This is a genomic window from Vibrio sp. R10-SG3-ISO10 (assembly GCF_059834185.1).
Map to the genome: position 1 here is coordinate 107,710 of NZ_JCBDHG010000023.1, position 26,020 is coordinate 133,729.

At 45.7% G+C, this 26,020-nt stretch carries 23 protein-coding genes and 1 riboswitch; of the genes, 10 read left to right on the plus strand and 13 right to left on the minus strand.

The window, feature by feature from the left end:
• Positions 1-114: 114 nt before the first annotated feature.
• Positions 115-1,458: a metalloprotease PmbA gene (gene pmbA / locus AC6R16_RS18775; RefSeq protein ID WP_500675424.1), complete on the minus strand. Its 1,344-nt coding sequence runs from the start codon at positions 1,456-1,458 to the stop codon at positions 115-117.
• A 109-nt stretch (positions 1,459-1,567) separates the two neighbouring features.
• Here pmbA and yjgA point away from each other — a divergent pair, with 109 nt between their 5' ends.
• Positions 1,568-2,095 (plus strand): ribosome biogenesis factor YjgA, encoded by a 528-nt coding sequence (gene yjgA, locus AC6R16_RS18780; protein ID WP_486787228.1) that lies wholly within the window; start codon positions 1,568-1,570, stop codon positions 2,093-2,095.
• A 250-nt stretch (positions 2,096-2,345) separates the two neighbouring features.
• Here the strand turns inward: yjgA and thiQ are convergent, their stop codons facing one another.
• The 5 genes from thiQ to mpl form a co-directional block, all read right to left on the minus strand.
• Positions 2,346-3,050 (minus strand): thiamine ABC transporter ATP-binding protein, encoded by a 705-nt coding sequence (thiQ, locus tag AC6R16_RS18785; protein WP_500675425.1) that lies wholly within the window; start codon positions 3,048-3,050, stop codon positions 2,346-2,348.
• A complete protein-coding gene (thiP, locus tag AC6R16_RS18790) occupies positions 3,034-4,638 on the minus strand; it encodes a thiamine/thiamine pyrophosphate ABC transporter permease ThiP (RefSeq protein ID WP_500675426.1) in 1,605 nt (534 codons plus the stop codon). The genes thiQ and thiP overlap by 17 nt, the downstream gene beginning before the upstream one ends.
• 9 nt (positions 4,639-4,647) lie before the next feature.
• Positions 4,648-5,634, minus strand: a complete 987-nt coding sequence (thiB, locus tag AC6R16_RS18795; RefSeq protein WP_500675486.1) for a thiamine ABC transporter substrate binding subunit — start codon at positions 5,632-5,634, stop codon at positions 4,648-4,650.
• Between the two features lie 67 nt (positions 5,635-5,701).
• Positions 5,702-5,823, minus strand: a riboswitch (TPP riboswitch).
• 48 nt (positions 5,824-5,871) lie between these two features.
• The gene (locus AC6R16_RS18800) at positions 5,872-6,498 is read right to left on the minus strand and encodes a flavin prenyltransferase UbiX (RefSeq protein ID WP_500675427.1); all 627 of its coding nucleotides are present in this window, start codon (positions 6,496-6,498) and stop codon (positions 5,872-5,874) included.
• 14 nt (positions 6,499-6,512) lie between these two features.
• On the minus strand, positions 6,513-7,865 hold the full coding sequence (mpl, locus tag AC6R16_RS18805; RefSeq protein WP_500675428.1) for a UDP-N-acetylmuramate:L-alanyl-gamma-D-glutamyl-meso-diaminopimelate ligase: 1,353 nt from the start codon (positions 7,863-7,865) through the stop codon (positions 6,513-6,515).
• Between the two features lie 305 nt (positions 7,866-8,170).
• Between mpl and fbp the strand changes: the two genes are divergently transcribed.
• The gene (fbp, locus tag AC6R16_RS18810) at positions 8,171-9,187 is read left to right on the plus strand and encodes a class 1 fructose-bisphosphatase (RefSeq protein WP_500640481.1); all 1,017 of its coding nucleotides are present in this window, start codon (positions 8,171-8,173) and stop codon (positions 9,185-9,187) included.
• A 50-nt stretch (positions 9,188-9,237) separates the two neighbouring features.
• Here fbp and AC6R16_RS18815 read toward each other — a convergent pair whose 3' ends face one another.
• Genes AC6R16_RS18815 through tamA form a run of 4 tightly spaced genes read right to left on the minus strand, consistent with a single transcriptional unit; the run spans position 9,238 to position 15,498 of the window.
• Positions 9,238-9,597, minus strand: coding sequence for a DUF2799 domain-containing protein (locus tag AC6R16_RS18815; protein ID WP_500675429.1), 360 nt, complete (start codon positions 9,595-9,597; stop codon positions 9,238-9,240).
• Positions 9,598-9,640: 43 nt separating this feature from the next.
• The gene (locus tag AC6R16_RS18820) at positions 9,641-9,988 is read right to left on the minus strand and encodes a gamma-glutamylcyclotransferase family protein (protein ID WP_500675430.1); all 348 of its coding nucleotides are present in this window, start codon (positions 9,986-9,988) and stop codon (positions 9,641-9,643) included.
• Between the two features lie 30 nt (positions 9,989-10,018).
• Positions 10,019-13,786 carry an autotransporter assembly complex protein TamB gene (gene tamB / locus AC6R16_RS18825; RefSeq protein WP_500675431.1) on the minus strand — a complete coding sequence of 1,256 codons (3,768 nt, stop codon included), beginning with the start codon at positions 13,784-13,786 and terminating at the stop codon, positions 10,019-10,021.
• The gene (gene tamA, locus AC6R16_RS18830; RefSeq protein WP_500675432.1) at positions 13,783-15,498 is read right to left on the minus strand and encodes an autotransporter assembly complex protein TamA; all 1,716 of its coding nucleotides are present in this window, start codon (positions 15,496-15,498) and stop codon (positions 13,783-13,785) included. The genes tamB and tamA overlap by 4 nt, the downstream gene beginning before the upstream one ends.
• 117 nt (positions 15,499-15,615) lie before the next feature.
• Here tamA and msrA point away from each other — a divergent pair, with 117 nt between their 5' ends.
• Complete coding sequence (gene msrA, locus AC6R16_RS18835; protein ID WP_500675433.1) at positions 15,616-16,242, plus strand: peptide-methionine (S)-S-oxide reductase MsrA; 627 nt, start codon at positions 15,616-15,618, stop codon at positions 16,240-16,242.
• A 24-nt stretch (positions 16,243-16,266) separates the two neighbouring features.
• On the opposite strand, the gene AC6R16_RS18840 is transcribed toward msrA, so the two are convergent.
• The 3 genes from AC6R16_RS18840 to AC6R16_RS18850 form a co-directional block, all read right to left on the minus strand.
• Positions 16,267-17,547 carry an HD domain-containing phosphohydrolase gene (locus tag AC6R16_RS18840; RefSeq protein ID WP_500675434.1) on the minus strand — a complete coding sequence of 427 codons (1,281 nt, stop codon included), beginning with the start codon at positions 17,545-17,547 and terminating at the stop codon, positions 16,267-16,269.
• A gap of 14 nt (positions 17,548-17,561) precedes the next feature.
• Positions 17,562-19,751: an ammonium transporter gene (amt, locus tag AC6R16_RS18845; RefSeq protein WP_500675435.1), complete on the minus strand. Its 2,190-nt coding sequence runs from the start codon at positions 19,749-19,751 to the stop codon at positions 17,562-17,564.
• Positions 19,752-19,977: 226 nt separating this feature from the next.
• Entirely contained in the window at positions 19,978-20,178 is a 201-nt protein-coding gene (locus AC6R16_RS18850; RefSeq protein ID WP_004747146.1) for a DUF1107 family protein, read from the minus strand.
• Positions 20,179-20,385: 207 nt separating this feature from the next.
• Here AC6R16_RS18850 and AC6R16_RS18855 point away from each other — a divergent pair, with 207 nt between their 5' ends.
• From AC6R16_RS18855 to AC6R16_RS18885, 7 genes are all read left to right on the plus strand, one after another.
• A complete protein-coding gene (locus tag AC6R16_RS18855; protein WP_500675436.1) occupies positions 20,386-20,937 on the plus strand; it encodes a YtfJ family protein in 552 nt (183 codons plus the stop codon).
• A 79-nt stretch (positions 20,938-21,016) separates the two neighbouring features.
• Positions 21,017-21,307 (plus strand): DUF2607 family protein, encoded by a 291-nt coding sequence (locus tag AC6R16_RS18860; RefSeq protein WP_500640471.1) that lies wholly within the window; start codon positions 21,017-21,019, stop codon positions 21,305-21,307.
• A gap of 82 nt (positions 21,308-21,389) precedes the next feature.
• Positions 21,390-22,127, plus strand: coding sequence for a zinc uptake protein ZrgA (gene zrgA, locus AC6R16_RS18865; protein ID WP_500675437.1), 738 nt, complete (start codon positions 21,390-21,392; stop codon positions 22,125-22,127).
• Positions 22,128-22,184: 57 nt separating this feature from the next.
• Positions 22,185-22,892: an ABC transporter ATP-binding protein gene (locus tag AC6R16_RS18870; RefSeq protein ID WP_500675438.1), complete on the plus strand. Its 708-nt coding sequence runs from the start codon at positions 22,185-22,187 to the stop codon at positions 22,890-22,892.
• Complete coding sequence (locus tag AC6R16_RS18875) at positions 22,889-24,148, plus strand: ABC transporter permease (RefSeq protein WP_500675439.1); 1,260 nt, start codon at positions 22,889-22,891, stop codon at positions 24,146-24,148. The genes AC6R16_RS18870 and AC6R16_RS18875 overlap by 4 nt, the downstream gene beginning before the upstream one ends.
• A gap of 27 nt (positions 24,149-24,175) precedes the next feature.
• Positions 24,176-24,649, plus strand: a complete 474-nt coding sequence (locus AC6R16_RS18880; RefSeq protein WP_500675487.1) for a DUF3299 domain-containing protein — start codon at positions 24,176-24,178, stop codon at positions 24,647-24,649.
• 300 nt (positions 24,650-24,949) lie between these two features.
• Positions 24,950-25,846: a TIGR03899 family protein gene (locus tag AC6R16_RS18885; RefSeq protein WP_500675440.1), complete on the plus strand. Its 897-nt coding sequence runs from the start codon at positions 24,950-24,952 to the stop codon at positions 25,844-25,846.
• The last annotated feature ends 174 nt before the right edge of the window (positions 25,847-26,020 follow it).

Sequence of the window (26,020 nt, forward strand, 5' to 3'; positions counted from 1 at the left end):
CCAACCCTTTCGTTTTGGAGAGCTAGAGAGCTAAAGACATCCATAAATTAATCAAGTCTAGTTCTCCAGCAGCGAAGCGGTCTAGCTATCCTAAGGACGTAGTCCGCTCCTTGTTTACTCTCCCGCAACCTTCATTGACTCAAGCAAGATTGAGCCAGTTTGAATCTGCGAGCGAGTCTCTACATCGTTGCCTACTGCAACAACCTGATTAAACATATCTTTAAGGTTGCTTGCGATGGTAATTTCAGACACTGGGAACTGAATTTCACCCTTCTCTACCCAAAAACCTGCTGCGCCACGAGAGTAATCGCCAGTCACGATATTAACGCCTTGACCCATCACTTCTGTCACAAGCAAGCCAGTACCTAGTTCTTTCAGCATTTGCTCAAAGTTCTGACCTGTCGACGTTACAAACCAGTTATGGATACCACCCGCGTGACCTGTAGGCGTCATATCCATTTTACGCGCCGCGTAGCTAGTAAGCAGGTAAGTAGCAAGAACACCATCAGTAATGATCTCGCGATCTTGGGTAAAGACCCCTTCACTATCAAATGGGCTTGATGCAAGACCACGCAACACATGCGGGCGTTCAGAGACGTTAAACCACTCAGGCAGCACTTGCTTACCTAAGTGATCAAGCAAGAAAGAAGATTTACGGTAAAGGTTACCACCACTGATCGCCATCACTAGGTGACCAAGTAGGCCAGTTGCTACATCAGCAGCAAACATCACTGGATATTGACCCGTTTTTAGCTTTTGCGCATCAAGACGGCTAACGGTCTTCTCAGCAGCTTTCTGACCGACAGTTTCTGGCGTCCAAAGCTCATCTTTATGGCGCGCCACTGTGTAGCTGTAATCACGCTCCATTTCACCATTGTTGCCCTGGCCAATCACACAGCAGCTCGTGCTATGGCGGCTAGAAGCATAGCTAGCGAGCAGTCCATGACTATTACCATAAACCTTCAAACCATAGTGGCTATCGTAACTCGCACCATCACTTTGTTTGATCTTATCACTGTAAGAAAGGGCCTGTTGCTCGGCCGCAATCGCTACTTTCGCTGCATAATCTGGATCTGGCGTATCAGGGTGGAATAGATCAAGATCAGGTACCTCTTGCACCATTAGCTCTTTTGGAGCAGGACCAGCATAAGGATCTTCAGAGGTGTATTGCGCAATATCGAGTGCCGCAAGAACAGTTTGTTGGATAGCTTTGTCGCTAAGATCGGAAGTAGATGCGCTACCTTTACGCTGATTACGGTAAACGGTAATCCCAAGCGCGCCATCACTGTTAAATTCAACGTTCTCCACTTCGCACATACGAGTCGAAACACTCAGGCCCGTGGTCTTGCTGATTGCGACTTCGGCGGCATCTGACTTCTCTGCTGCCATCTCTAGAGCTTTAGCTACTGCCGCTTCTAACTCAACTCGCTGTTGAGCAACTTGCTGTCTTACGTCCATATTTTCTTTATTTCTTAAGAACAATTGCCTTTAGAATAACAAGAATTTCGCTTTCTCCCCACGATTCTTGTTAAAATAGAGAAATAGATGTTCAAATTAAGGCAGAAAAATGGCACGTAAGAATCAAAAAGCGCCATGGGAAGAGGAAGAAGAGATCATTTGGGTCAGTAAGACCGAATTGAAACGCGACATGGAAGAACTACAAAAGCTAGGTGAAGAACTCGCGAGCTTGAAGCCGTCCGTGCTAGAAAAATTTCCCTTAAGCGAAGACCTTGCAGAGGCAATTAAAGACGCGCAACGCTTCAAGAACGAAGCTCGTCGCCGTCAACTTCAGTACATCGGCAAGCTAATGCGTTTTGAAGATCCTGAGCCACTACAAGCAGCTCTGGATAAAGTGCGTAACAAACACTCACAAGCTACTGCCGAACTTCATAAGCTTGAGCAGCTTCGTGACCGAGTGGTAGAAGAAGGCGATAGCGCAATCGGTGATGTTATGGAACTTTACCCAGCTGCCGATCGTCAACGCTTACGCCAGCTCGCTCGTCAGGCAGCAAAAGAGAAAAAAGCAGGCAAGCCTGCAAAAGCCTTCCGCGAAATCTTCCAAGTGCTGAAAGAGCTAAACGAAGAAGAGATTTAAGCGAGAAGCGAGAAGCGAGAAGCGAGAAGCGAGAAGCGAGAAGCGAGAAGCGAGAAGCGAGAAGCGAGAAAAGTTTGAAGGGTTGGTACAATGTATCAACCCTTTCCTTTTATATTCAGGTAATTAACTCCTAAAGGAAATATCACTATCTGCGACTTTCTAGTTACTGACCACGAATACCTCTCGAAGGGCGAAGCCCGATCTCGACTCTCTAGCGCAGCGTTCCCGAGGACGAAGTCCGTTCCTCCCCTCACTCCCCCGCGCGAACAAAATCGCTTAGCGCTTGATTAGCATGACTCGATGATAGCTGATCGATGTTATCCGCGACTTCGACTCGACCGTTAGCGACAAAGATAAAATCAGAGGCAATTGCCTTGGCATCACTGATATGGTGCGTCACCATAACCACCGTAATATTTCTCTCTTTAGCTAACTTGCTTACCAAGTTAAGCATCTCTTCGCGCAGAATAGGATCAAGGGCAGAGAAAGGTTCATCGAGTAGCCATATCTTGTGCGGTTGAACAAAACAGCGTGCTAACGCAACACGTTGACGCTGACCACCCGAAAGCTGCTCTGGTAAACGGTCGAGATAAGCTTCGACACCAACTTGCTGCGCAGCTTGCTCAACCAGCGCTTGCTGCTCAGAAGTGAGCTTTAAGCCCGGGTGCAATCCAAGCCCAATATTCTGACGCACGGTTAAATGAGCAAACAAGTTATGCTCTTGAAACAGCATGGCGAATGGGCGTTGATGTGGCTCTTTACCAACAATATTACTGCCTTCAACCTCAATGGTTCCCTCGGTCGGCTCAATAAAACCCGCGACTAAAGCCAATAGGGTCGATTTACCCGCGCCACTTGGCCCCATCAGGGCAACGATCGACTGCGGTGAAATCAAGGTATCAAAGTGAAACAATTCATTGTGATAGTAATAATCGACGTTACTTAAGGTCAGCATGATTCACCTTCGAGTTGGCTTTTAACAAGGTTTCAATGAGCGTAAAACAGCCGACGCTCAAGAGTAATAGAGTCACAGATACTACAGCAGCAGATTCCATTTGATAGCTACCAAGCAGCTGGAATAGGTAAAGTGGCAAGGTGCGAAATTCTTGGCTACCAAACAAAGCAATCGCACTTAAATCGCCAATCGCAAACATAAAGCTGATCGCAAAGGCATGAGCCATCGGTTTTTTCAGCGCTTTCCACTCAACCACTTTAAAACGATTCCAACCTTTCATTCCTAAACTGGCACAAACATATTGATATTGCTGCTCGACATGCAACATTGGCTGAGACAGCGTTTTAATCACATATGGCAGACCCATTAAGGCATTCACGGCTACGACAACCACTAGTGCTAAGCTAAATACATCAGTAAATGAGCGCAGCAATAGAAACAGTCCGGTCGAAATCACAAGACCGGGTGTCACAAGAATAATGGTGCCAATCAACTCAATATGATCCGCACTCTTCTCGCGATAATTAAGGCGTAATCTTCGGCTGGTTAACAAGATGGCAATGCCAGCAATCACCGCAATCACACTTGCCATGGTTGCCACTTTCATAGACGCCCATAGTGCCTGCCAAAAACGTGCGTCGGTGAAAACATCCAGCGCATGATTGTTAAGACCACTGAGCAGCACCATCAGCAACGGAGGTAGCACCAGCAGCATTGAAAAGGCTATCCACCCCCAATCCCAACACTTAGAAACAAACGAGTCTTTAGACAAGTAAATAGTCTGACTCTGCGAGCCTGAGGTGACTGAAATCGGTTTCGCTAATCGCTGAATAGTCAACGCCATAACACCGCAAAGCATCATTTGCCAAATAGCCAATAGCGCGCCAGCTTGGAGATCGAAATCAAACTTAATAGCTTGATAGATTGCCAGCTCGATCGTGGTTGACTTAGGCCCACCACCGAGTGCCATTACGGTAGCAAAACTGGTGAAACAGAGCATAAACACCAAGCCGCTGACATGAGGTAATTGCTGACGTAGCCGCGGCCATTCTATCCAACGAAACTTATCCCAGTGTCCCATGCCGAGATGGGCGCATAGTTTATGCTGCTCTTGTGGGATAGAGTCGAGCGCCTGCAACAATAACCGGGTCGCATAAGGAAGATTAAAAAACACGTGCGCCAATAAAATGCCATTGAGCCCATATATTGAGAACGGCAACTTGCTGTCTAAACTTTTGAACAGATCGGAAATCAAGCCGCTATTGCCATAAATGGCGAGCAGACCAAACACCCCGACTAAGACAGGCAACACCAGTGTGGTAGCAAACAGTTTGAGTAACAGGGACTTACCAGCAAACTGACGGCGAGATAACGCGTGCGCGACTGGGATGGCAAGGCCAACACTGAGCAAAGTAGATAGAAAAGACTGATAGAAACTGAATTTGGTGACATGTCGATAGTATGGATCGCTCCATACCTGACTGATATCTAACGATGGCGCGTTAACCAGTAAGGCACCGAGAGCAGAAACGACAAAGGTCGCGATAAATATCGCGACCCATAAGCCAATTTTTGGGGTATTACGCAAAAGAGCCTCTTAGAATGTCAGCGCACTTTGCCATTCGCGAATCCAAGATTTACGATTTTCGGCCACTTCGTCGGCGCTAAAGGTCAGTGCTTTGCTTGGTAGAGTCAGGCTTTCAAAACCTTCAGGCAGTGCAACCTCAGTGACTGGGTACATCCAGTTGCCTGTTGGCATTGCTGATTGGAACTCATCACTTAGAATAAAGTTCATGAACTCATCTGCTAGCTTTTGATTTTTAGACGCTTTTACTTTCGCAGCCACTTCCACTTGAGTGTAGTGACCTTCGGCAAAATCAGCGGCGGCATACTTGTTGTCACTTTCGGCAATCAAGTGATAAGCAGGAGATGTGGTGTAAGAGAGAACCAGATCAGACTCACCTTCGAGGAACATTGAATACGCTTCAGACCAACCTTTAGTGACGGTTACGGTTTTCTTGGCAAGATTTTGCCAAGCCTGAGTCACATCATCGCCGTAAACAGACTTCATCCACAGCATCAGACCTTGCCCTGGTGTTGAAGTGCGTGGATCTTGATAGATCACTTTCAGATCATCGCGTGATTCCACCAGTTCTTTTAAGCTTTTTGGTGGGTTAGCTAGCTTCTCTTTGTTGTAAACAAAAGCAAAGTAACCGAAATCATAAGGGACGAAGGTTTTGTCCGCCCAGCCATTTGGCAAAGCAACCTTGCTGGTGTCTACGCTATGTTCAGCCAACAAACCTGTTTTTTTCGCTTCCGCCATCAGGTTGTTGTCTAAGCCTAAAATAATATCCGCTTTGCTGTTATCGCCTTCTAAACGCAGACGGTTAAGGATAGAGACACCATCATCCAATGCGACGAAATTAACATCACAACCACAATGCGCTTCAAATGCTTTTTCTACGATTGGACCTGGGCCCCAATCGGCGGCAAAAGAGTCGTAGGTATAGACAGTTAAACTGTTTTCTGCGGCTGTCGCTGGAACTGTCGCTAGCACTGCTAACGCAAGGGAACTTATTGAAATGGTGCTTAGAGTGTTTTTCACTGCTCGCTCTCTCCTTGTTTGAGCGGCACAGGTTTGAGAAGCGGAGTTCAAATCCAAACTCAATTCCTACGCCAGCATTATCTGGTTCAGGTACACGGGTCCCAAGCGATGGCTCGATCTCAGCTGACGCTAACATAAGTTAGGTCAATAGCTCCCCGATGAGTAACGGTCGAATTGTAATAGTTATGTGACTCAATAGCTAGCGCCGTTCACATATCAGCTCTGACGGGAGTCATAGCCCCAGCGAGGAACCAATCCTTGATCTACTCCTAGGTGGTCGAGAATACGCGCGACCATAAAATCAACCAGATCATCAATCGATTTCGGTTGATGATAAAAACCTGGTGCAGCAGGCATGATGGTCACGCCCATTTGTGACAGCTTGTGCATGTTCTCGAGATGCAGGGTAGAGAATGGCGTCTCGCGAACCACCAACAGTAGTTGACCACGCTCTTTCATCACCACGTCTGCGGCACGTTCAATCAGGTTATCAGACATACCGTGCGCAATCGCCGCAACGCTGCCTGCTGAGCAAGGACAGACGACCATCTGTTTCGGCGCAGCAGAGCCAGATGCCACCGGAGAGAACCAGTCATCTTTACCGCATACAATCAGCTTGTCTGGGTCGCAATTGAGATGCTCAACCAAAGTTTGCTTAGCCGAATCAGGATTAGCTGGCAGTTTAAGGTCATGTTCAGTTGCAAGCACCACTCTCGCAGCGGATGAAACAAGCAGATAAACTTGATAATCAGCAGCCAGAAGGCGCTCTAATAGGCGTAAACCATAAGGAGCACCAGAGGCACCGGTAAAGGCTAAGGTGATGGCTTTTTGTTGTTTAATCATATAAAAAAACTACACTATTGCTCTAGCTTTGCCAGAAGCTTATTGTGAATACCTTCGAACCCGCCATTGCTCATAACCAAAATCTGGTCACCCGAACTAGCACTAGCAACAATTTGCTCCACTAGCTCATCGACATTATCTGAGGTTTGCGCAGGTTGATCACATTGAGCTGCAATATCTTCCACCGACCAATCAATCGAGTCGGGTTGATATAAAAACACCTGATCGGCTTTTTGTAACGAAGCGGCCAACGTATCCTTGTGAACACCTCGCTTCATTGTAGCGCTGCGTGGTTCGAGTACCGCGATAATTTTGCTATCGCCGACCTTATTACGTAATCCACCGAGCGTCAGTTCAATCGCGGTCGGATGATGGGCAAAATCGTCGTAAACCGTGATGCCATTGACCTCACCTTTGATCTCCAAGCGGCGTTTGGTATTGATAAATTTGGCTAAAGATTCACAGGCTAAGTCTGGGGTAACGCCAACATGGCGCGCTGCGGCTATCGCCATCAAAGCATTATCTACATTGTGATCACCAACTAGATTCCAGTTCACGCTACCTACTTGCTCGCCTTGGAACAATACGTTGAACTGCGAGCCATCAATATTTATTTTCTCCGCCTGCCAGTCACCTTGCTCACCACTAAACTCAGTTTCGCTCCAACAGCCGCGCTCAAGCACATCTTGTAGAGCACTATCTTGTTTCGGTGCAAAAACACGCCCATTGCCCGGCACTGTGCGAACAAGATGATGAAACTGACGTTTTATCGCTTCAAGATCGTCAAAGATATCGGCATGATCAAACTCTAGGTTGTTCATAACTAAGGTGCGTGGATGATAGTGCACAAACTTAGAACGCTTATCGAAAAAAGCACTATCATATTCGTCTGCTTCAACAACAAAAAACATGCTTTCACCAAGACGAGCTGAAATTCCGAAGTTACCCAAAACACCACCAACCAAGAAACCCGGCTTATAGCCACAGTCTTCTAAGATCCACGCCAACATACTAGACGTTGTGGTTTTTCCATGAGTACCAGATACCGCTAATACCCAACGGTCATGAAGTAAGAACTCTTGCAGCCACTGAGGACCAGAGGTGTAACGCAAGTTATGATTCAGCACATACTCGACACATGGATTGCCGCGGCTCATCGCATTACCAATCACAACTAAATCAGGTGCTGGTTCGAGTTGCGACGGGTCAAAGCCTTCTATAATTTCAATACCTTGAGATTCGAGTAGAGTACTCATTGGTGGATAAACATTGGCATCACACCCTGTGACTTTATGCCCCAATTGACGTGCTAATACAGCTGCACCACCCATAAAAGTGCCACAGATCCCCAGGATATGAATATGCATAGAAAAGCCTTGTTCTAAGCGGAAAATATTGTCCTCATTATGGCGACAATATGGCAAAAAGCGAACTACTTTAGCCACCTTAATAAAGAGAATTGACTCACTGATTACGCTTTGCTCACTAACTCATCTCCCATCGCTGTGAAAACTGTTGAAAGTTTACTAAAAAATTTGAGATCTAAGACAGTTAGTTCATTACCAATAAAAAGATCTAACTTTTACACTTATCTCGGGTAGTCATAAAAGCTCCGTTAGAGAACGAGACATCCCATTCCCCCTATCTATGAGCGACTTTTAAAGGAAAAACCATGTCTGGAATGCGCACCCTTGGCGAGTTCATTGTTGAAAAACAAGCGGACTTCCCCCACGCTAGCGGTGATCTATCATCCCTACTCTCTTCAATTCGCCTTGCTGCAAAAATTGTTAACCGTGAAATTAACGCAGCTGGTTTAGGTGATATTACTGGTGCAGTTGGTACTGCAAACGTTCAAGGCGAAGATCAGCAAAAGCTTGATGTCTACGCGAACGACAAATTTAAGGCCGCTCTTGAAGCCCGAGATCAAGTGTGTGGTGTTGCCAGTGAAGAAGAAGACGAGGCGGTAGCGTTTAATAAAGAATTGAACAAGAACGCAAAATACGTTGTGTTAATGGACCCATTGGATGGGTCATCGAATATCGATGTTAACGTTTCTGTTGGTACAATTTTCTCCATCTATCGCCGTGTATCACCAATCGGTACCCCGCCAACAGAAGAAGATTTTCTTCAACCTGGTCACAAGCAAGTTGCAGCAGGCTATGTCATTTACGGCTCATCAACCATGTTGGTGTACACAACAGGTAATGGTGTTAACGGCTTCACTTACGACCCTTCACTAGGCACTTTCTGCTTGTCGCATGAAAACATGATGATTCCAGAAGACGGTAGCATCTACTCGATCAACGAAGGCAACTACATTCGTTTCCCTATGGGTGTTAAGAAGTACATCAAGTACTGCCAGGAAAATGCACCGAGTGAAAACCGCCCTTACACTTCGCGTTACATTGGCTCTTTGGTGGCAGACTTTCACCGTAACCTATTGAAAGGTGGTATCTATCTCTACCCAAGTACGCAAAGCCATCCAAATGGTAAACTGCGCCTACTTTACGAGTGTAACCCTATGGCTTATATCATCGAACAAGCAGGTGGAGTCGCATCTGATGGTGTTCAGCGTATTATGGACATTAAGCCGACAGAGCTACACCAACGCGTGCCGTTCTTTGTAGGTTCGAAAAACATGGTTAAGCAAGTCGAAGAGTTTTTAGAGCTAAATCGCGAAGAAAACTAATCTTCAAACGCTAAAAACCAAAGAGTCGCTTAATCGCGACTCTTTTAGGTTTAGAACGCTGAACCTGCGGTTGAGTGACGTCCAGAGATATAATCTTGCTTGAAAAATGGGTCAATCCGATCACAGATTCCAGCATAAGGTTTCCCTACTACCCCTAACATATATGCACTCTGTGAGCAGTACTCTAACCTACCTTGTTCGTAGCCATCGGAGTAAGCGAGGTATAACTCTTGGTTGAAGACGCCACCTTGATCTAGTTTGGCGAGTTTAACTTCTGACTGTTTCAAAAAACCTTGCTCGGCACGTTGTTTGCCATACTCTGACCAATCACTTTCCACATTACTTAGTGGGGGTGGCTGTGTGGCACATCCTGCCAACAATAATACCACTAGAACAAATTGTACTTTCATCGTTCTCTCCTTAGTCAAATCACCCACTCGGTATAGGAAAGTATTACACCTTTTGGCACCAGTCACCGGAGGAAATCAACGTTTCCAATTGATCACCATGCTGGTAGAAATAGATCCAAGCTAAACCAAATTGGGTTTCTATCTGCTCTCTACGATAAGTAACTGGTACATCTTCTAACAGGTCTAACTGCTGCAACGTCTTATCATCAACGCGATAAACCTCGCCATAGAGGACACTATGCCCTTCTGTTACGGCCGGATAAGCGCCAAGATCATAAAGGCTGTAAATTGGTGGGGTCGCATAATTACCAAGCCATTCAGATTGTGCTAACAAGTGATGGTTATTTTGCCCTTGGCGTAGTGTGCCGTACACAAATACTAGCTGTTGCATTTCATCGACTCCTTTCAATGGTGTTACCAACTAATTAAACTCAAACTGATACAGAAGGTCGACCGCGTTCGTCGCACCAGATAATGCCTCAACATAGAGATCTTGCATCAAACGATAACGCACGGTGAACTCACCCACCGACTCAAATATACCGACCCCATATTGCACCTTGAGACCTGGTAGAATATATCCGCCCACCGTCACTTGAGACTCTCTCCCAGATCCTGCGGTATCGACCTGAAGATCTTGCACCCCGAAGGCTTCGCCAATTTCACCGACAACCTGACCACTTTTCGCTAGGCTTAAACCAATTAATGTTGTCGCCATGGCATTACCACCTGATTCACCATCAATGTCTTGACCACGCAATAGATAGGAAAGCGCATTGGCTTGTGCCATCGCTGGGTTAGAGAAAATAGTCACTGTAGGCTCACTGACTGGGCCAGTTACTTTAACCCCAGCCGTCACATCATCTTTGGTGTTATCTGGGTTACGAATCGCGGTAATTTGTAGATAAGGCAGATCCACTGGGCCATTCATCAGCACCTTACCTTCTTCAATTAGCAAGTCTTGGCCGAACGAACGGTATGAGCCATCAATGATATTGACTTCGCCAGTAACAAAAGGTCCTTTGTCTCGCTGTGCGACATTGAGATTACCAACTAACTCCCCCTCTAGGCCAAATGCAGAGAGCTTAAAGTCATCGCCAATCTTAATATTGATATTGGATTGCACCGCAAAAGGTACCGAGCTTTGCTCGTCAACTGGCTCAAGCTGATCATTAAGGATGACCTGATCTTTTGACACCCCTATCGCACTTGGCGGTAACTCTTCAACCACAATACGCCCCCATGGCAAAGCGATAGTCCCGTCAATTCGAGCAGACTTTGGTGACGCAGAGATTGTCATATCCGGTTGAACTTTAATCTTGACCATAGGTGGTACATTAACCAGCAGCTCTTCAGCAAAGACGCGTACGTTGGTGTTCCAATCCTGCAAGTTATGCCAATCGGCATCCCCAGCTAGCTCAAGCTTTCCGTCAGGAGTATGAATAGCCGCAGCCAGTGTCGCATCATAGCCTGTGAAGTTAATGGTTAAACGACCTGAGTCGACTTCAACAGGAGATATATCCCCCTGCAACAAAATATCATCGACAACAAACTGGCCATTCACTTTGGGCTGCATCGCCGGACCGCTAATTGCGAGATCGGTAGTAATATTTGATTTAAGCTTACTGAACTCCCCAACTACAGGCGCTAAAAAGTCTACGTTAAACGTAGTGAGCTTCAAACGACCATCGATTTGTTTGTCTTCACTTAACACATCCGGAATAGTGGCGCTGCCAGAAACATCACCGTTATCAGTTACGTCGAGTAACCACTCTGCGCTCAGCTTATTGTCTGCAAGTTGCGCCTTCAGTGTCACACTCTCCCAACCCAACTCTAGAGGTTGTTCAAGCTTTTGAACCACCTCACCCTTAGCCAGTTCAATTTTAGCCTTTAGCTGAGGAGGTTGGTTGTTACCCCACTTTGCCCATAGTTTAGCGTCAGCTTGCCCTTGCAACTGCGTTGTCTTGGGAAGAAAAGATTTTATCTGCTCGAAATTAAATTGACTTAATGCGAGCGCAGCTTCGCCACTTTTTCCAACCTTGATATCCTTCTCCAAGCAGAGCGATGACTCAGCTTGCAACCAACAGTGGGCCGCGACGGAAAGCTGCTCCGTCGCCATTTCAAAGCCTAGTGCCGTTGGCTGACTCAGTCGCCATTCCCCTTGCGCTGAAGAAAGCAGCATACGCTTAATCTTACCTTGCCAAACAAGTTCTGGCTTATCAGTCAGTGAGCCTGTCAGGGCTAAGCTCGTCGACACAATATTTGAGTTTACATCGAGGTTAAGTTGGTGCTCTTGCTGGGAACCCGCGAAGTTCAAGCTCACGTTTTCGATCACCTTGTCTTGATACTTAGCTTGATTGACCTTGAGCGCTAATTGACCACTTGGCGTTGGAAGCGGGGTGACATTACCCTTCAGACTTAACTGAGAAATCTGGGCCTGCTTCTGCCAATCAATACCTTTAGCGACAAGGTCTAAACCCACATCAGGAGTTTGTATGTCGCCACGCAGAGCAACATCACCGAAAACACGCCCGTTTAAATCTGGCACTGTTGTATTTAAGTCAGGCAAATTGAGCGCCAGATCCATGCGCCACTGTTTATCTAGCTCCCCACTGGCTTTAATAGTGTTTGGGCCATGAGAAAGCACTAGCTGCGGCGTTTTAACACTGAGCGCATTTTTACCTGTTATGTCCGACGCAGTCACACTACCAACGATATTCAGAGGGTATTCACGCAGTACACCATCAATATCAAGCTTCGGTACATCGACTTGCCATCCACCTTGCTCTGTTAGACTTCCGGTTGTTGACACTTGCCCACTGATATTGCCTTCAGCTTCAGGCCATTGTAGACCGGGCTGAATGTGAGCCAGTGTCAAGTTTGCCGCCCAGTTAATCGGCGCTTGCCAATCCGCCATCACGTCACCGGAGATCGTTCCTCCTAGTGTGGCAATGTCCACTTGGCTCAACTTGATATGGGAGAGATCACCTTTGCCTTGCAGCACGAGTGATACATCTGGAAGCTGTGAGCCTTTAAAGTCTGCATCTAGATTGAGGCTATAACCATTAAGAGAGCCGTGAGCTTCGAGGTTATCTATCGAAGCAAAGTAGTCCCCTTTTCCTTGTAACGGCCACTGCAGATCAGCTTGGGTTAAGGAAAAATCAAAAGGTAGTTCAGGTTTGAGTGGCTGCAGCTCGCCGGAAAGTGAAGCTTTAGCTAACCCAGCCAGTTGCGCTGACGCTTCTAATCTCGCCACACTGCCACTCGCTTTGAGGGACAAGGTTTGCCCTGCTGCTATCTCTTCTTTAACCGTTGCATCCAGCTGTAACTCGAGTGGGTAGTCACCTTGCAGCTCAATATCCGTTTTGAGTTTTGCAGTCGCCTGCGGCATATCCAACTCAAGTGTTTTAACCACCACTCGAGAGTCTTTTGCATTGGCCTCTAAGCCTAAATGGTCGACGATAACCGGCGTTGTTTGATCAAGCTTAAAGTCGTAAATATCGAGGCGTACAAAATCTATTTGCAGCGGTAAAACGATATTAGGCAGGGCAATCTCTGCAGGCGTTGACGCTTGATTCACTGACGTAGCAGCCTGCTCGTTGTCAGCGCTACTTTCCGCTAACTTAACCCAAGGTGATTTAAGTTCGGTTGCATTGATACGTAGGCGATTACCTTGAAATGACGCCCCAGAGGTAAATGAGTCCCATGTAATCTGATTACCTAAAATATCCAGCTTAATATCGCTTAGCGCCAATCGACTTAACTTGATAGGAATTGGAGAGGTAATTTTAGCTGATGATGACGCTTCAGCTTGCTCTTGAGTGGCTGGTGAGCTTTCTGGTAACTCAGGCATAGCGAATGACAAACCATCAATCGCAAGTTCATCGATACAAACACCCGGCTCAGTAAAGCATGTCGCATTGACTGCAAGCGTTAGTGACCTTACCTGAGTATCGACATGCAAGTTGTCATCTTTAAATACAACATTGCTGAGGGTAAATCGAGGAAAAATCGCGCCTTGACTCGACTCAACTTTAAGCTGAGGAACAAACTTCTCGGCCCCCCACAATACAAGGTTCAAGCCAGGATTGGTAAACAGTAATCCGCCTAGCGCAACCAAAACGCTGAGGAGTAAAATGAGTAAAGTGAGTGAAAGCCATTTTGACCACTTAATCACAACACGGGTCATAGCTCTGGTCCTAAAGTAAAGTGGAGCTTAAATTCTTTGCCTTTACTAGCGTCTAGCCCCCAAGCGAAATCTAGACGAATAGGGCCAACTGGCGATGCCCAGCGCACACCAACCCCTGTGCCTCGCTTGATATCTGGTGATTCATTAAATGCATCACCAACATCGTAGAAAGCGGCGCCCCACCAATCGCCATAAACGCGATATTGATACTCGATTGAACTGGTCAACATATATTTGGCACCAGTTAATTTGTTTTGAGAGTCTTTAGGGGAAATCGACTCATAACCATAACCACGAAGATTGTTGTCACCACCTGCAAAAAAGCGTAGCGATGGCGAGAGCTTGTTAAAATCTTCTACAAAGTTTGCACCACCATTCAGTTTGAAGATGCCCCGGTGGTTTTGACCAGCACTGCGAATCCAAGTCGTCGCACCAATCAATCGAGTCACTCTGGTTTCTGATAAAGCATTCGGATCGCCATATTCAAGTGTCACACTTTGGCGGTCTCCCCAAGTTGGCATTGCCCCCCCACGAACACGGCTACGCGAAAAAGTAACCCCTGGTAATAGAAACTGAGCATTGTCATCTTGTTTACCTTGGGTATAGTTCTCTAGCAAGTAACGGACATAAAACGTTCGATGCCAGCCACTACCAAGCACCCAATGCCTTTCTAGGGCCAGGTTAGACTCAAGACTTTCCGTATCACGCTGGTTGACGTTTTTCATCCCGTATTGGATGCGATAATACTCGTTCAACGCGTCTTCGAGTGGAATTTGATAACCGGCAGTGATCGTTTGTTCAGGCTTTGAGATTGACAGACTGCTGTCGAAGCTATGTCCACGACTGTTTACCCAAGGTTTCTTCCACTTGAGTGAGCCTCGAACCCTAACATCCGTTGCGTAGCCAATACCCGTTTCGAGTTTGTTTCTAGCCTGAGGAGCAAGCGATACCTTCATCGGCAACTCTCGCCCTTGGCCTAATTGACTCAAATCGGGCTCAACAAAGACTGATGAAAACCAATCGGTATTGGATAGGTTTTGGTTATATTCCCCTACTTTGGTCGCCTGATAAGGGTCATTGGTCTGATAAGGGGATAATGACTCAACCCTATCTTGATCAATTTGACTGCCAGTAATCGTATTGGCACCAAAGTGATAACGCATTCCACTGTCATAGTGAAGGTGAATAAAAGCTTGATTGAGATCGGGAGCAACTTCCAAGCGATTGGCAGTAAAGTCCCCTTCAAAATAACCTTTTTGCAAAGCCAGATTTCGAATCGAAGATTTCAAACTGTCATACAAACTATGATTGAGTACCTCACCCTGTTTCAGACCACTGTTTTCAATAAGTGCCGTAAACTGAGGATCATGTTTAGCCTCACCTTCTATTTTAATGTCGACCTGCTGCAAGATAACCGCGGGTCCTGAAGTCACATTGACGATCAACTCTGACTCATCTTCTACGACAGTGAAGTCAATCTCTGGGTGGTAGTAACCCAACGCATTGAGCGCTTCTGTGATGCTCTTCTCTAGACGGGCTTGAAAGCGTAAGCTTGTTTTATAGTCGGCTTCAGGAATGGATGATAAATAGGCTTCAACATTATCATTTAGCTCACCCTCTAATCCTTCTATCGACAGTTCCACGTTTTGCGCCCATAGCGGTGGGGCAAAAGAAACAAGAGCGATTAGAACTGGTAAAGGTTTGCTGATCATGCTTAATTATCTGTCTACATCATGTAAGGGAATAATACCGCCACTAAAAAAATAAGTCTGTACGAAAACAGTGAATTAGGCGGTCTATATGAAAAATACTCTAACAAGGAAATCACGATGCTCGACAAACAAACCATGATTACCGCCCAGCAAGCACTCCCTGGACGAGAGACTCCACTTGCTCTCGATGACATTCATTTCGTCAATCAAACCCGTTTGACTGCAGAACCAGCAGAAGGTTGCGAGAAAATTCTCCTTGGAATGGGCTGCTTTTGGGGAGCCGAGCGTCTGTTCTGGCAGCTTGACGGTGTGATAAGCACCTCAGTGGGATACGCTGGAGGCTTTACTCCTAACCCAACCTATGAAGAAGTGTGCAGTGGAATGACTGGTCATACTGAAATTGTACGTGTCGTTTTCGATCCAACTATTATCAGCCTAAAACAGCTATTGCAAACTTTCTGGGAGAAGCATGACCCAACTCAAGGAATGAGACAAGGCAATGACCGTGGTACCCAATACCGTTCTGCGATCTATGTATATAGTGACGAACAGTACCAAGCAGCGCTAGCATCTAAGCAGGACTATCAAGCTCTACTCGGTGACGGCTGTAGTGAGATCACCACAGAGATTTTGCCCGCAGGTAAATACTACTACGCTGAAAATTACCACCAGCAATACCTAGCTAAAAACCCGAACGGCTACTGTGGTTTGGGGGGAACTGGAGTTTGTTTTCCACCTAGTTGATCATGCCAAGAATAATTCTCATGGCTAAACAACATAGGCAAAATAATGTTGATTTTGCTTCTCTAACCCTATTAAACGCTGCAGCATCTCATCATTGAGCATGCTGCCCCGCTTGATCAACACCTGACCGTTGGTCAAGCGTACATCTCGTTTAAGTTCGTCTCCGACTTTAAGCTCGCGCAACGGAACAGAATATTCCATCGTATTGTCATTGTTTTGCAGCTTTGTCGAAACCATTTTTAAGTAGGCTTTCACAATTGCAGCGTCATAGTGAACATCAGATAACTCTTGCAGTTTAAGAGCGGCTTGTGCTGGGGAGCAGCGATTTTTAGGCTGATTATGAGTCACCGTTAGAAAGTCATAATCCTTCACTACACGAACAATTTTGGCGATAAGCGGAATATCAGCTTGCGTGAGATGCTGTGGGTAACCCGTCCCATTGACATTTTCATCTTGATGCTTGATTCCCATAACCACCTCTTTTAAGTGCGGGCTGTCACTTAACACTTCATAAGCTATCGAGCCAAAACAGCATGGTGCTAGATGATGATTAGCGAAATTGGCAGGCACTTCACTCAAAGATGAGAACAACAAGCCAATCGGATGTAGTTGAGCACAACGATAAACCAGATTGACTATCTTAGGTGGCAAACACATGGAAAGCGCTAATTGCTTGGCATGTAAAGCGACGCGTTGCAAATCACACTCCTCATACCAAGAGTGAGCCACAGCTCCTGCCATTAGCACCCTCTGAGAATCTTGGCTAAAGCTCTGGTAACGTGACAGAAGTTGATCATATTGCTGTTTTAGCTCAACTAACTGCATCTGAGTTTCAGTGGATGAGGCCAGCAACTGACTATTTTCTTCACTAAAAGTGCGGTTTTCATGATCCAAATGTTGCGCATGCTGCTTTAGGCCTATATTCATCTGGTACTGAGTGGCCATTTTGCCCAGCAGCTCTTTGAGCTCATCGGTGTCCCAAGGCTTAGCAAGAACATGATGAATTTGTCCTTCATTAATTGCACTGACTAAGGTCCGATAGTCTACCCCACCAGAGAACGCTATACGTATCGCATGAGGTTGGATCAATACGGATTCGCTTAAAAAGCGGGCTCCTCCCATCCCAGGCATGCGCATGTCAGACATAATAATCGCAACTTCATTTTCACCAAGGTAAACCAAAGCTTCGAGAGGATTGTTAAAGGCGATAACTTGATACTCTTTTCTCAGTAAGCGGCTAAGAGATTTAGTAATATGAACCTCATCATCCACCACCAGTAGCTTCGTCAGTCCCTTATCAGCCATACGCCTCTCCTTTATCACTCATCAAGTGGCATTGGTAGGCGCAAGGTCACTTTGGTTCCTTTTGCCTGTTTACTCAATAAACTTAACGAGCCACCGTGATTGGTGGCGATTCCATAACAAATCGATAGTCCTAGCCCTGCATGACCTTGACTACCAAACGTTGTGAAAAATGGCTCAAACACCTTAGTTTGGTATTCTTCCTTAATGCCCACACCACTGTCGATAATCGACACAACCACATGATTACCTTCGTTGCTAGTGGTGACTTTTATTGCGCCACGATCTTCACCGATGGCCTGAATAGAATTCAAGAGAACGTTACTGCACAACTGCTCGATTTGATATGGGCTACAAGAGACCATAGGTAATTTTGCCTCATAAGATTCAAGCAATTTACAGCTCAGTGGCAAAGTGGCAGCGACTTTTTCCACCGCAGCAGAAACCAGAACATTGACGTCTTTAAGCTCAAATTTCTCATCTCCGAACTCTGAGAATGTACGCACATTCGACAGGATCTTCTCTATTTTACTCGCCCCCTCAGATGTGGCATCGATTAGCTCTTCACTATCTTCGAGGACAAACTCTAAATCTTCCTCTTCACATATTTTATCAATCCGTTGCAGCACTTCATTAGCCACCACAGGGTGTTGAGAAACGGTGGCAGCAAACGCTTTGTATTCAATAACCAACAACTTAAAAAATTTATTGTAGTCTTTAAGTGTTTTGATATTACTCAGCACATAACCAATCGGTTCGTTTATCTCCCGTACTAATCCCGAGCTTATCTGACCAAGGCTTGAAAGCTTTTCACTTTTTTGTACTCGTGATTCCATCGATTTAAGTCTTTGGTTAGTTTGCAATAATGCACTGTGTTTTTGGGTTGCTTTGACCAAAGCAGTTTCAAAACGAGAAAGGACTCGATTGTATTGGCGGGCAATCATGCCAATCTCTGACGTTGGGTCATAATCGACACGCTGGCTGAAATCACCGCTCTCTTCCTGATTTTGCATCACAGTAACCAAGTCATAGAGATCGCTGCTGGCTTGGTGAGACGAAATATTCAGCCCGACGATCTCCTCTTCTTGTCCAACGCGAAGAGGAAGTACCTTGTTTATCAGAGAGAAAACAAGGTAACAGAGAGGAAATACGAATGCCGCCACGACACTGACACCAAATACCTGGCTCCATAGTAACTCCATTCTATCGCTCATCAGCAAGGTATCTGTAATCACCGACTTAGGAACAAACAGCGCTAAGGCGATAGTGCCCCAGATGCCACTTGCTAGATGGACAGGCACTGCATCAACCACATCATCAATCTTTTTCATCACTAACAGTCGACCAACCGAAAGTGAAATCAAAGCGCCGAGTGAGCCAATAAGCACCGATGAAAGGCCATCAACAAAATTACAGCTTGCGGTAATGGAGACTAACCCTGATAAGATGCCGTTGTAGAAGTTAGGAATGTGTACTCTATTGGTTTTATGTAAAGAGTACATTGCTGACGTAAGACCACCAGCCGCCCCCGCTAGAATGGTATTGAGGACAATATTGAACACGTTAGCGTCAAAATGCAGTGAGCTACCCGCATTAAAGCCAAGCCAACCTATCCATAGAAAAACCACCCCTGCGACACTTTGTACTAAACTGCTGTGGTTAAAATTATGTCCTTCGACAAACCGATTCAGCCTAGGTCCAATAATCATGATCGCCGCTAGCGCCGCCCAACCACCGACAGAATGGACCACTGTCGAACCAGCAAAATCAACGAAGCCTCGTTGTGCAAGCCATCCATTGTCACTCCACACCCAATGCCCAATAACAGGATAAACAACAGCGGCGACGAAAATGGATAAGGCAATGTAACCCTTTAAACTTCCTCTTTCGGCAATTGCCCCAGAAATGATCGTCACCGAAGTTGCACAAAACACCATTTGAAAGACAAAGAATGCTCCCTCATCTAAACCTTCAAAATTACCAAGTAAAAAGTGGCTAGTCCCTAGATAACCGTCCATCGATTCACCAAACATAACACCGTAGCCAACGAGCCAATAAAGGATCAGGACCACCGCCAAATCGATAAGGTTTTTGGCAGCCACATTAGCAGTGTTTTTTTTACGTACCGTGCCTGCCTCTAGAAACAGAAAACCAACCTGCATCAAGAGGACAAGTAGCGTACATAACAGAATAAAAAGAGGGTCCATAGCCACTAGTCACGTTTGATTGTCGTTTGTTATTAATAAGCACAATGTTGCTTATTAACAATATAGTCGCAAATTCAACCTGTTGGCGTGAAAGTTTTACTCATTGAAGTAAAGAAGCGGCAAGTAAGAGGAAGGAAGGGTTGGCAATGTCATACCGGCTATAAACGACAAAAGCCGCCAATGAGGCGACTTTTCAATAATTCGTAATTTGGTAGAGAACCAAAATTTAGACTGGCAATAAAGCAATCGCCTGATTGATCTCTTTATAGGTAGTTAACTTTTGTGGATCTTTCACGTCTGGCAGTAAAACTTTTCCATTGTCGAAAGTAAACTTGCCAACCCCAGAGATAACAAACTGTCCTTTAAACAAAGTTTTAACAAAACGAGCAACTTGACGAGGACGATAAATAGTAAATTCACGCAGCATAACGACTCCAATATCCTTTTGTGATGCAATTCGAACTGATTGCTTGGTTCTATTCCTTAGAACTCGTAGGTATTATACCGGATGCGTATTTAATGTATAGCATTTTGTTAACAATGTGACATCAGACCAGTGTTATCTGAGAGAGTTTTCTCCGCACCTTAAATTTGGGTATATACTTTTTGCGCACATTCAAAAGGAAATAACATAATGAAAAATAAAACCCTTCTTACTCTGGCAATCGCGTGCTCTCCAGCTTTCGCTTTTGCTCACAACATCACTGTCGGGCAAGCCGTGCCTGAAGTGGCGGTAGCAAGCCATGGTGAAATCGTTCTGCAAGGAGATAAAACCGCTTTCCAAGCTTGGGCGACGACCAATATGCAAGGCAAAGTTCGCGTCATTCAAGCTATTGCGGGACGCAGCAGCTCGAAAGAACTCAATGCTCCGTTAATGGCGGCAATTACTGCGGCTAAATTCCCGGAGCAAAACTACCAGACCACATCGATCATTAACCAAGATGATTCGATTTGGGGTACGGGATCATTTGTTAAATCTTCGGCGGAAGACAGCAAAAAAGAGTTCCCTTGGTCTTCAATGGTGCTCGATGAGGACGGTACGGTAGCCAACGCTTGGCAACTGGCTGAAGAGTCGTCTGCGATCATAGTGCAAGATAAACAAGGTAAAGTACTGTTTGTAAAAGAAGGCGCGCTAGATGAAAGCGAGATTCAACAAGTACTTACACTAGTCAAACAAAACCTTTAAACAAAGTTTAGTTTACTTCCCCCTTTGAAGTGGAGTTGTTATAGTATAACAACTCCACTTTCTGTATCGTGCTTTCATCGTGCTTCAAAATCGCTTTCTTCTCCAACGCATTTCAGCGCTTGCATTTTTAGCAATCGTCCTTGTGCTATGGCTCAACTTTGCGTTTATTGATCATCAGTACGATCTCTCTTCAGCACACCACAAAGAGCATCACTGCCAGCTGTTTGCCAGCGGACTACATGGTGCAGCTCCCGCATCCCTTATCATCACTGCACCGACAGTCAGTGAGTACTTTTCTCCATTTACGGCATATCACTACAATGAGGCAGTGAGTTTTGCTTACTTGCCACGTTCACCACCACTGTCCTGATATTGATTCATCATTTGCAATAAATCGTATTCACATTAGGTGGATAGCACAACATTACTCAAATTTATAATCAGGACTTAAAATGAAAAACGTAACTCCAATCGCTCTAGGAATCACACTAGCAATTAGCTCAATGGCGCATGCAGAAGAAGGCTACCGTCAACACGGTGCGCATGTGCACGGTCAAGTGGAAATTAATATTGCCCAAGATGGCAATGAGCTGCTTATGGAGATCACTGCTCCAGGCGCCGATGTGGTTGGTTTTGAGCACGCTCCAAAAACGGATGAGCAAAAACATCAGCTTGAAGATGCTGTAGCAAAATTGGAGCAAGCTTCTAACATTTTCACGCTTGCTAAAGCAGCAGGTTGTAAAGTTGAACACCAATCGGTTAGCCATACACTAGGTGGTGATGACCATGACGATCACAAAGGTCACGATCATCATGACGACCACGACCACGACCACGACCACGACCACGACCACGACCACGACCACGACCACGACCACGACCACCATGATGAACATGCTCATGATAAAGACAAGCATGAAGATGGCCATAATCACGAAGGTCACGATCATGACCACGATAATCATAAAGACCATGACCACCACGAAGACCACGATCATGAGCACGGCGGCCATGGGGAGTTCACAATTGAATACCACTTCGATTGCAGCGACGTGACGAAACTAAGCAGCATTGAAACTCAGTGGTTCTCACAGTTCCCAAGTACAGAGTCATTAAAAATCAACGTGCTAACTGATACCAAACAAGCTGCTCTTGAGCTTGGCAAAGGCGAGACTAAGATTTCTCTTTAATAGACAAAGCGGCTTAGCCATGCTGAGCCGCTCCTCTCTCACGATTGGAAACAAATAATGGATACTAAATGCCATCGACCTGTGGTTGAACTCAATCAAGTCCAATTTACTTGGCCAGGTAATGAGTCTGCCACACTAGAGATCCCCTCTCTAACGATTCAACAGGGCGAACACCTATTCATTAAAGGACCTAGTGGATGTGGTAAGTCAACGCTGCTTGGCTTACTAACAGGGATAAACACGGCTACTTCCGGACAAGTGGCTGTATTAGGCGAAAACCTGACGCAAATGTCAGGTAGCCGACGAGACAAATTTCGCGCCAACCATATCGGTTATATTTTTCAACAGTTTAACTTGCTGCCATATTTAAGCGTGATTGAAAACGTCACCTTACCTTGTCAGTTTTCTACCTTACGCCGTCAGCAACTCGACGGAGATTTGCTCTCTAATGCTAAGCAATTGCTCGAAAAACTGCGTTTACCCTCTGAGCTGCTCGATAAACCTGTCGTTGAACTCAGTATTGGACAACAACAAAGAGTCGCGGCAGCGCGCGCCCTGATCGGTAAACCCAAAGTGATCATCGCAGACGAGCCAACGTCATCACTCGATTATGACAACCGTACCGCCTTTATCGAGCTGTTACTTGACCAAGTGAACCAAGCTGAGTCAACGCTACTATTTGTAAGCCATGACCCGACATTAGAACCGCTATTTGATCGCACCATTAATCTTCAACAGTTAAACCAAGCAGGAGGTCACCAATGACACCGACGCTTACCCTAGCTTGGAAAAGTGTGCGCAACCGTAAAGTCACCGCCATTCTTACTATCCTAACGGTGGCGATTTCGGTCATTTTATTACTTGGGGTCGAACGTATTCGCACACAAGCAAAAGACAGTTTTGCCAATACGATTTCTGGCACTGACTTGATTGTTGGTGGTCGTTCTGGTCAAGTGAATCTGTTGCTTTATTCAGTGTTTCGCATCGGTAATGCAACCAACAATATTGATTGGAAGAGTTATCAGGAATTTAGCCAACATCGCGCGGTAAAGTGGGCAATTCCAATTTCACTTGGCGACTCCCACAAAGGCTTTCGAGTCATGGGGACCAACCATAGCTACTTTGAGCATTATCGTTATGGTCAGAAGCAGAACCTCGCGTTTAGCCAAGGCAAACCATTTGAAGGACTTTTTGACGCCGTGATTGGTGCCGAGGTCGCGCGTTCCTTGGACTACACCATCGGCAGCGAAATGATCATTGCCCATGGCATCAGCGATGTGGGCTTTAGTCGTCATGACAATACCCCATTTAGAGTGGTTGGAATCTTGGCTCCTACGGGGACACCAGTCGATAAAACCGTGCACGTTTCATTGGAAGCCATCGAAGCTATTCATGTGGGCTGGGAGTCAGGCGCAAACTTAGGTAACAACCCAAGCGCAGAACAATTGGAAGCAATGAAATTCCAACCAAAGCAGATCACCGCTATGTTGCTTGGTTTAAAATCTAAGATACAAACTTTCGCCTTGCAGAGACAAATCAATACTTATCCCAAAGAACCGCTCAGCGCGATTCTTCCAGGCGTTGCTCTACATGAATTGTGGGGCATGATGTCGGTGGCTGAACAAGCGTTAATGGCAGTATCGATATTTGTCGTTGTCGCAGGTTTACTCGGTATGTTGTCGAGCCTGCTCACTAGCTTGCAAGAGCGTCGTCGAGAAATGGCCATCCTACGCGCTATGGGAGCAAGACCAAGGCATGTATTTAGCCTGTTGATTTTGGAAGCGAGTGTCCTAACGTTTATAGGCTTACTGGTTGGGATTATCGGCCTATACGCCATGCTCACGGTTGCTGGGCCAATAATTCAACAAAGTTATGGCATTAACCTGCAGATGAGCGCTTTATCTCACTATGAATGGATGTTGTTGGCGGCAGTGCAACTGGCAGGTACTATTATCGGCTTTATTCCCGCATTTAGAGCATATCGCCAATCGCTCAGCGACGGTATGACAATAAGAGTTTAGATTATGAAAAGACTACTCATGATACTGATGACTGTGATGACCTTAGGTCTAGCAAGCTTCAGTACTCACGCAGAAGACACACTTACCTTAGAATGGATTGATCTCATCCCAGAAAGTGAGCGCAACCAGTTTGATTCTTATGGAATGCCAGCTATCGATCACTCTGGCGGCAGTATGGAACAATCTATGGTCGGCAGTGTAAGGCAAGAGCTGAACGGCAGTAAGGTAAAGATCCCAGGCTTTGTAATCCCTCTTGAAGGGGATGCAAATATGGTGACAGAGTTTCTGCTCGTGCCATATTTTGGAGCATGCATCCACGTGCCACCACCGCCGCCAAACCAAATTATCTACGTAAACTTCCCTAAAGGCGCGCCAGTACAGCAGCTTTGGGACGTCATTTATGTAATAGGAACGCTAAAAACAGAAACAGTTAGCCATGAATTAGCACAAACAGGTTACGTCATACAAGGCACAGAAATCGCCGAGTACGATGACTACTAATTGTTAATCAAAATAAGCAGCCTGTTAATTGCCAATCTTAGGACAAATAGCTAGAAAGATAGCTCAGTACACCTAGGTAAACTAGTAACAGTAGGGCAATTGACAGGTGCTTTTTCAGTTTATTCTCATTGAAATACTTCATAAGCCCCTCAAAATTAACGATAACAATTTTAACAACTTGTTATCATTTATGATAGCGATATTTTTATAAACTGGCTCACAGTCTTTTTCTGGCAGGCTTACGCGTTCCGAGGTACAGTTTATACTTAACGTTAAGCATCTGATGGCTAAGGAAATAGCATGTCTGAGACGAGCAAGCCGGTAATCATTGATCACCAATCGGAACAATCTAACCGACACGAAAAAAAGTCGAGTTATATCAAAGACAGCGCCAGCCGCGTGCTTAACATTGCTCAAACCTATGGCTTAGATGCACTACTACAGAGTGAAAAACCTGAAAAAAGCATGCTTGAGCGGGCTTTGGTTCGTGAACGCAAGCGTAAAGAGCTAAGACAGAAAAATCTCGAGCAAATTCTTAAGCTTGCTCATATCTCTTGTAAAGATGAAACCGCAGGTGATCCTGACCAAGATTGGTTGTATCGCTTTTTCGATATGGCGCAAGAAGTCCACAATCACTCCATGCAGCGCCTATGGGCTCAGGTCTTAAAACGCGAAGTGACCAATCCTGGTTCAACGTCAATGAAAGCGTTGAAAGTCCTGCAAGACATGACACCAAAAGAAGCGCAAATTCTCCAACGCGCCGCCGCACTTGCCTGTAGTTTTGGTGGTGATAACAGCCGCAAGTTACTAGTCGGTTATCGAGCCCAAGGTGGTATCTTCAATTTCGGTAAGCGCAACATCACCGGCAATATCAACGTCGGCAACTTTCAACTACCCTACTCTAGCCTGCTAGTGTTATTTGAACTCGGTTTAATGCATGGAACAGAATTAGAATCGGGGGAAATTGAGCTCGATTCTCCACTTCCGTTAACCTACCAAGGTAAAAAGCTTTCACTTCAAGCCCACGGCAAAGGTGTACGCTTGCTTTACTATCGTTTCAGCCCAACTGGCAATGAGCTATGTAAATTGCTTGGTAACAAACCCAACATGCAATATTACGATCAAATGGTTGCCCTATTAAGCCAGAAATTTACCGCCAGTACAGACGCTCAGCCAAGTGTAGATACGACGGTTTAGGGAAAGCGAGAAGCGAGAAGCGAGAAGCGAGAAGCGAGAAGCGAGAAGCGAGAAGCGAGAAGCGAGAAGCGAGAAGCGAGAAGCGAGAAGCGAGAAGCGAGAAAAAATCTTGGAAGGTTGACGTTACGGCGTCAACTTTTTCTGCCGTTGAGATGTGAGTCCCCAACAAAAACG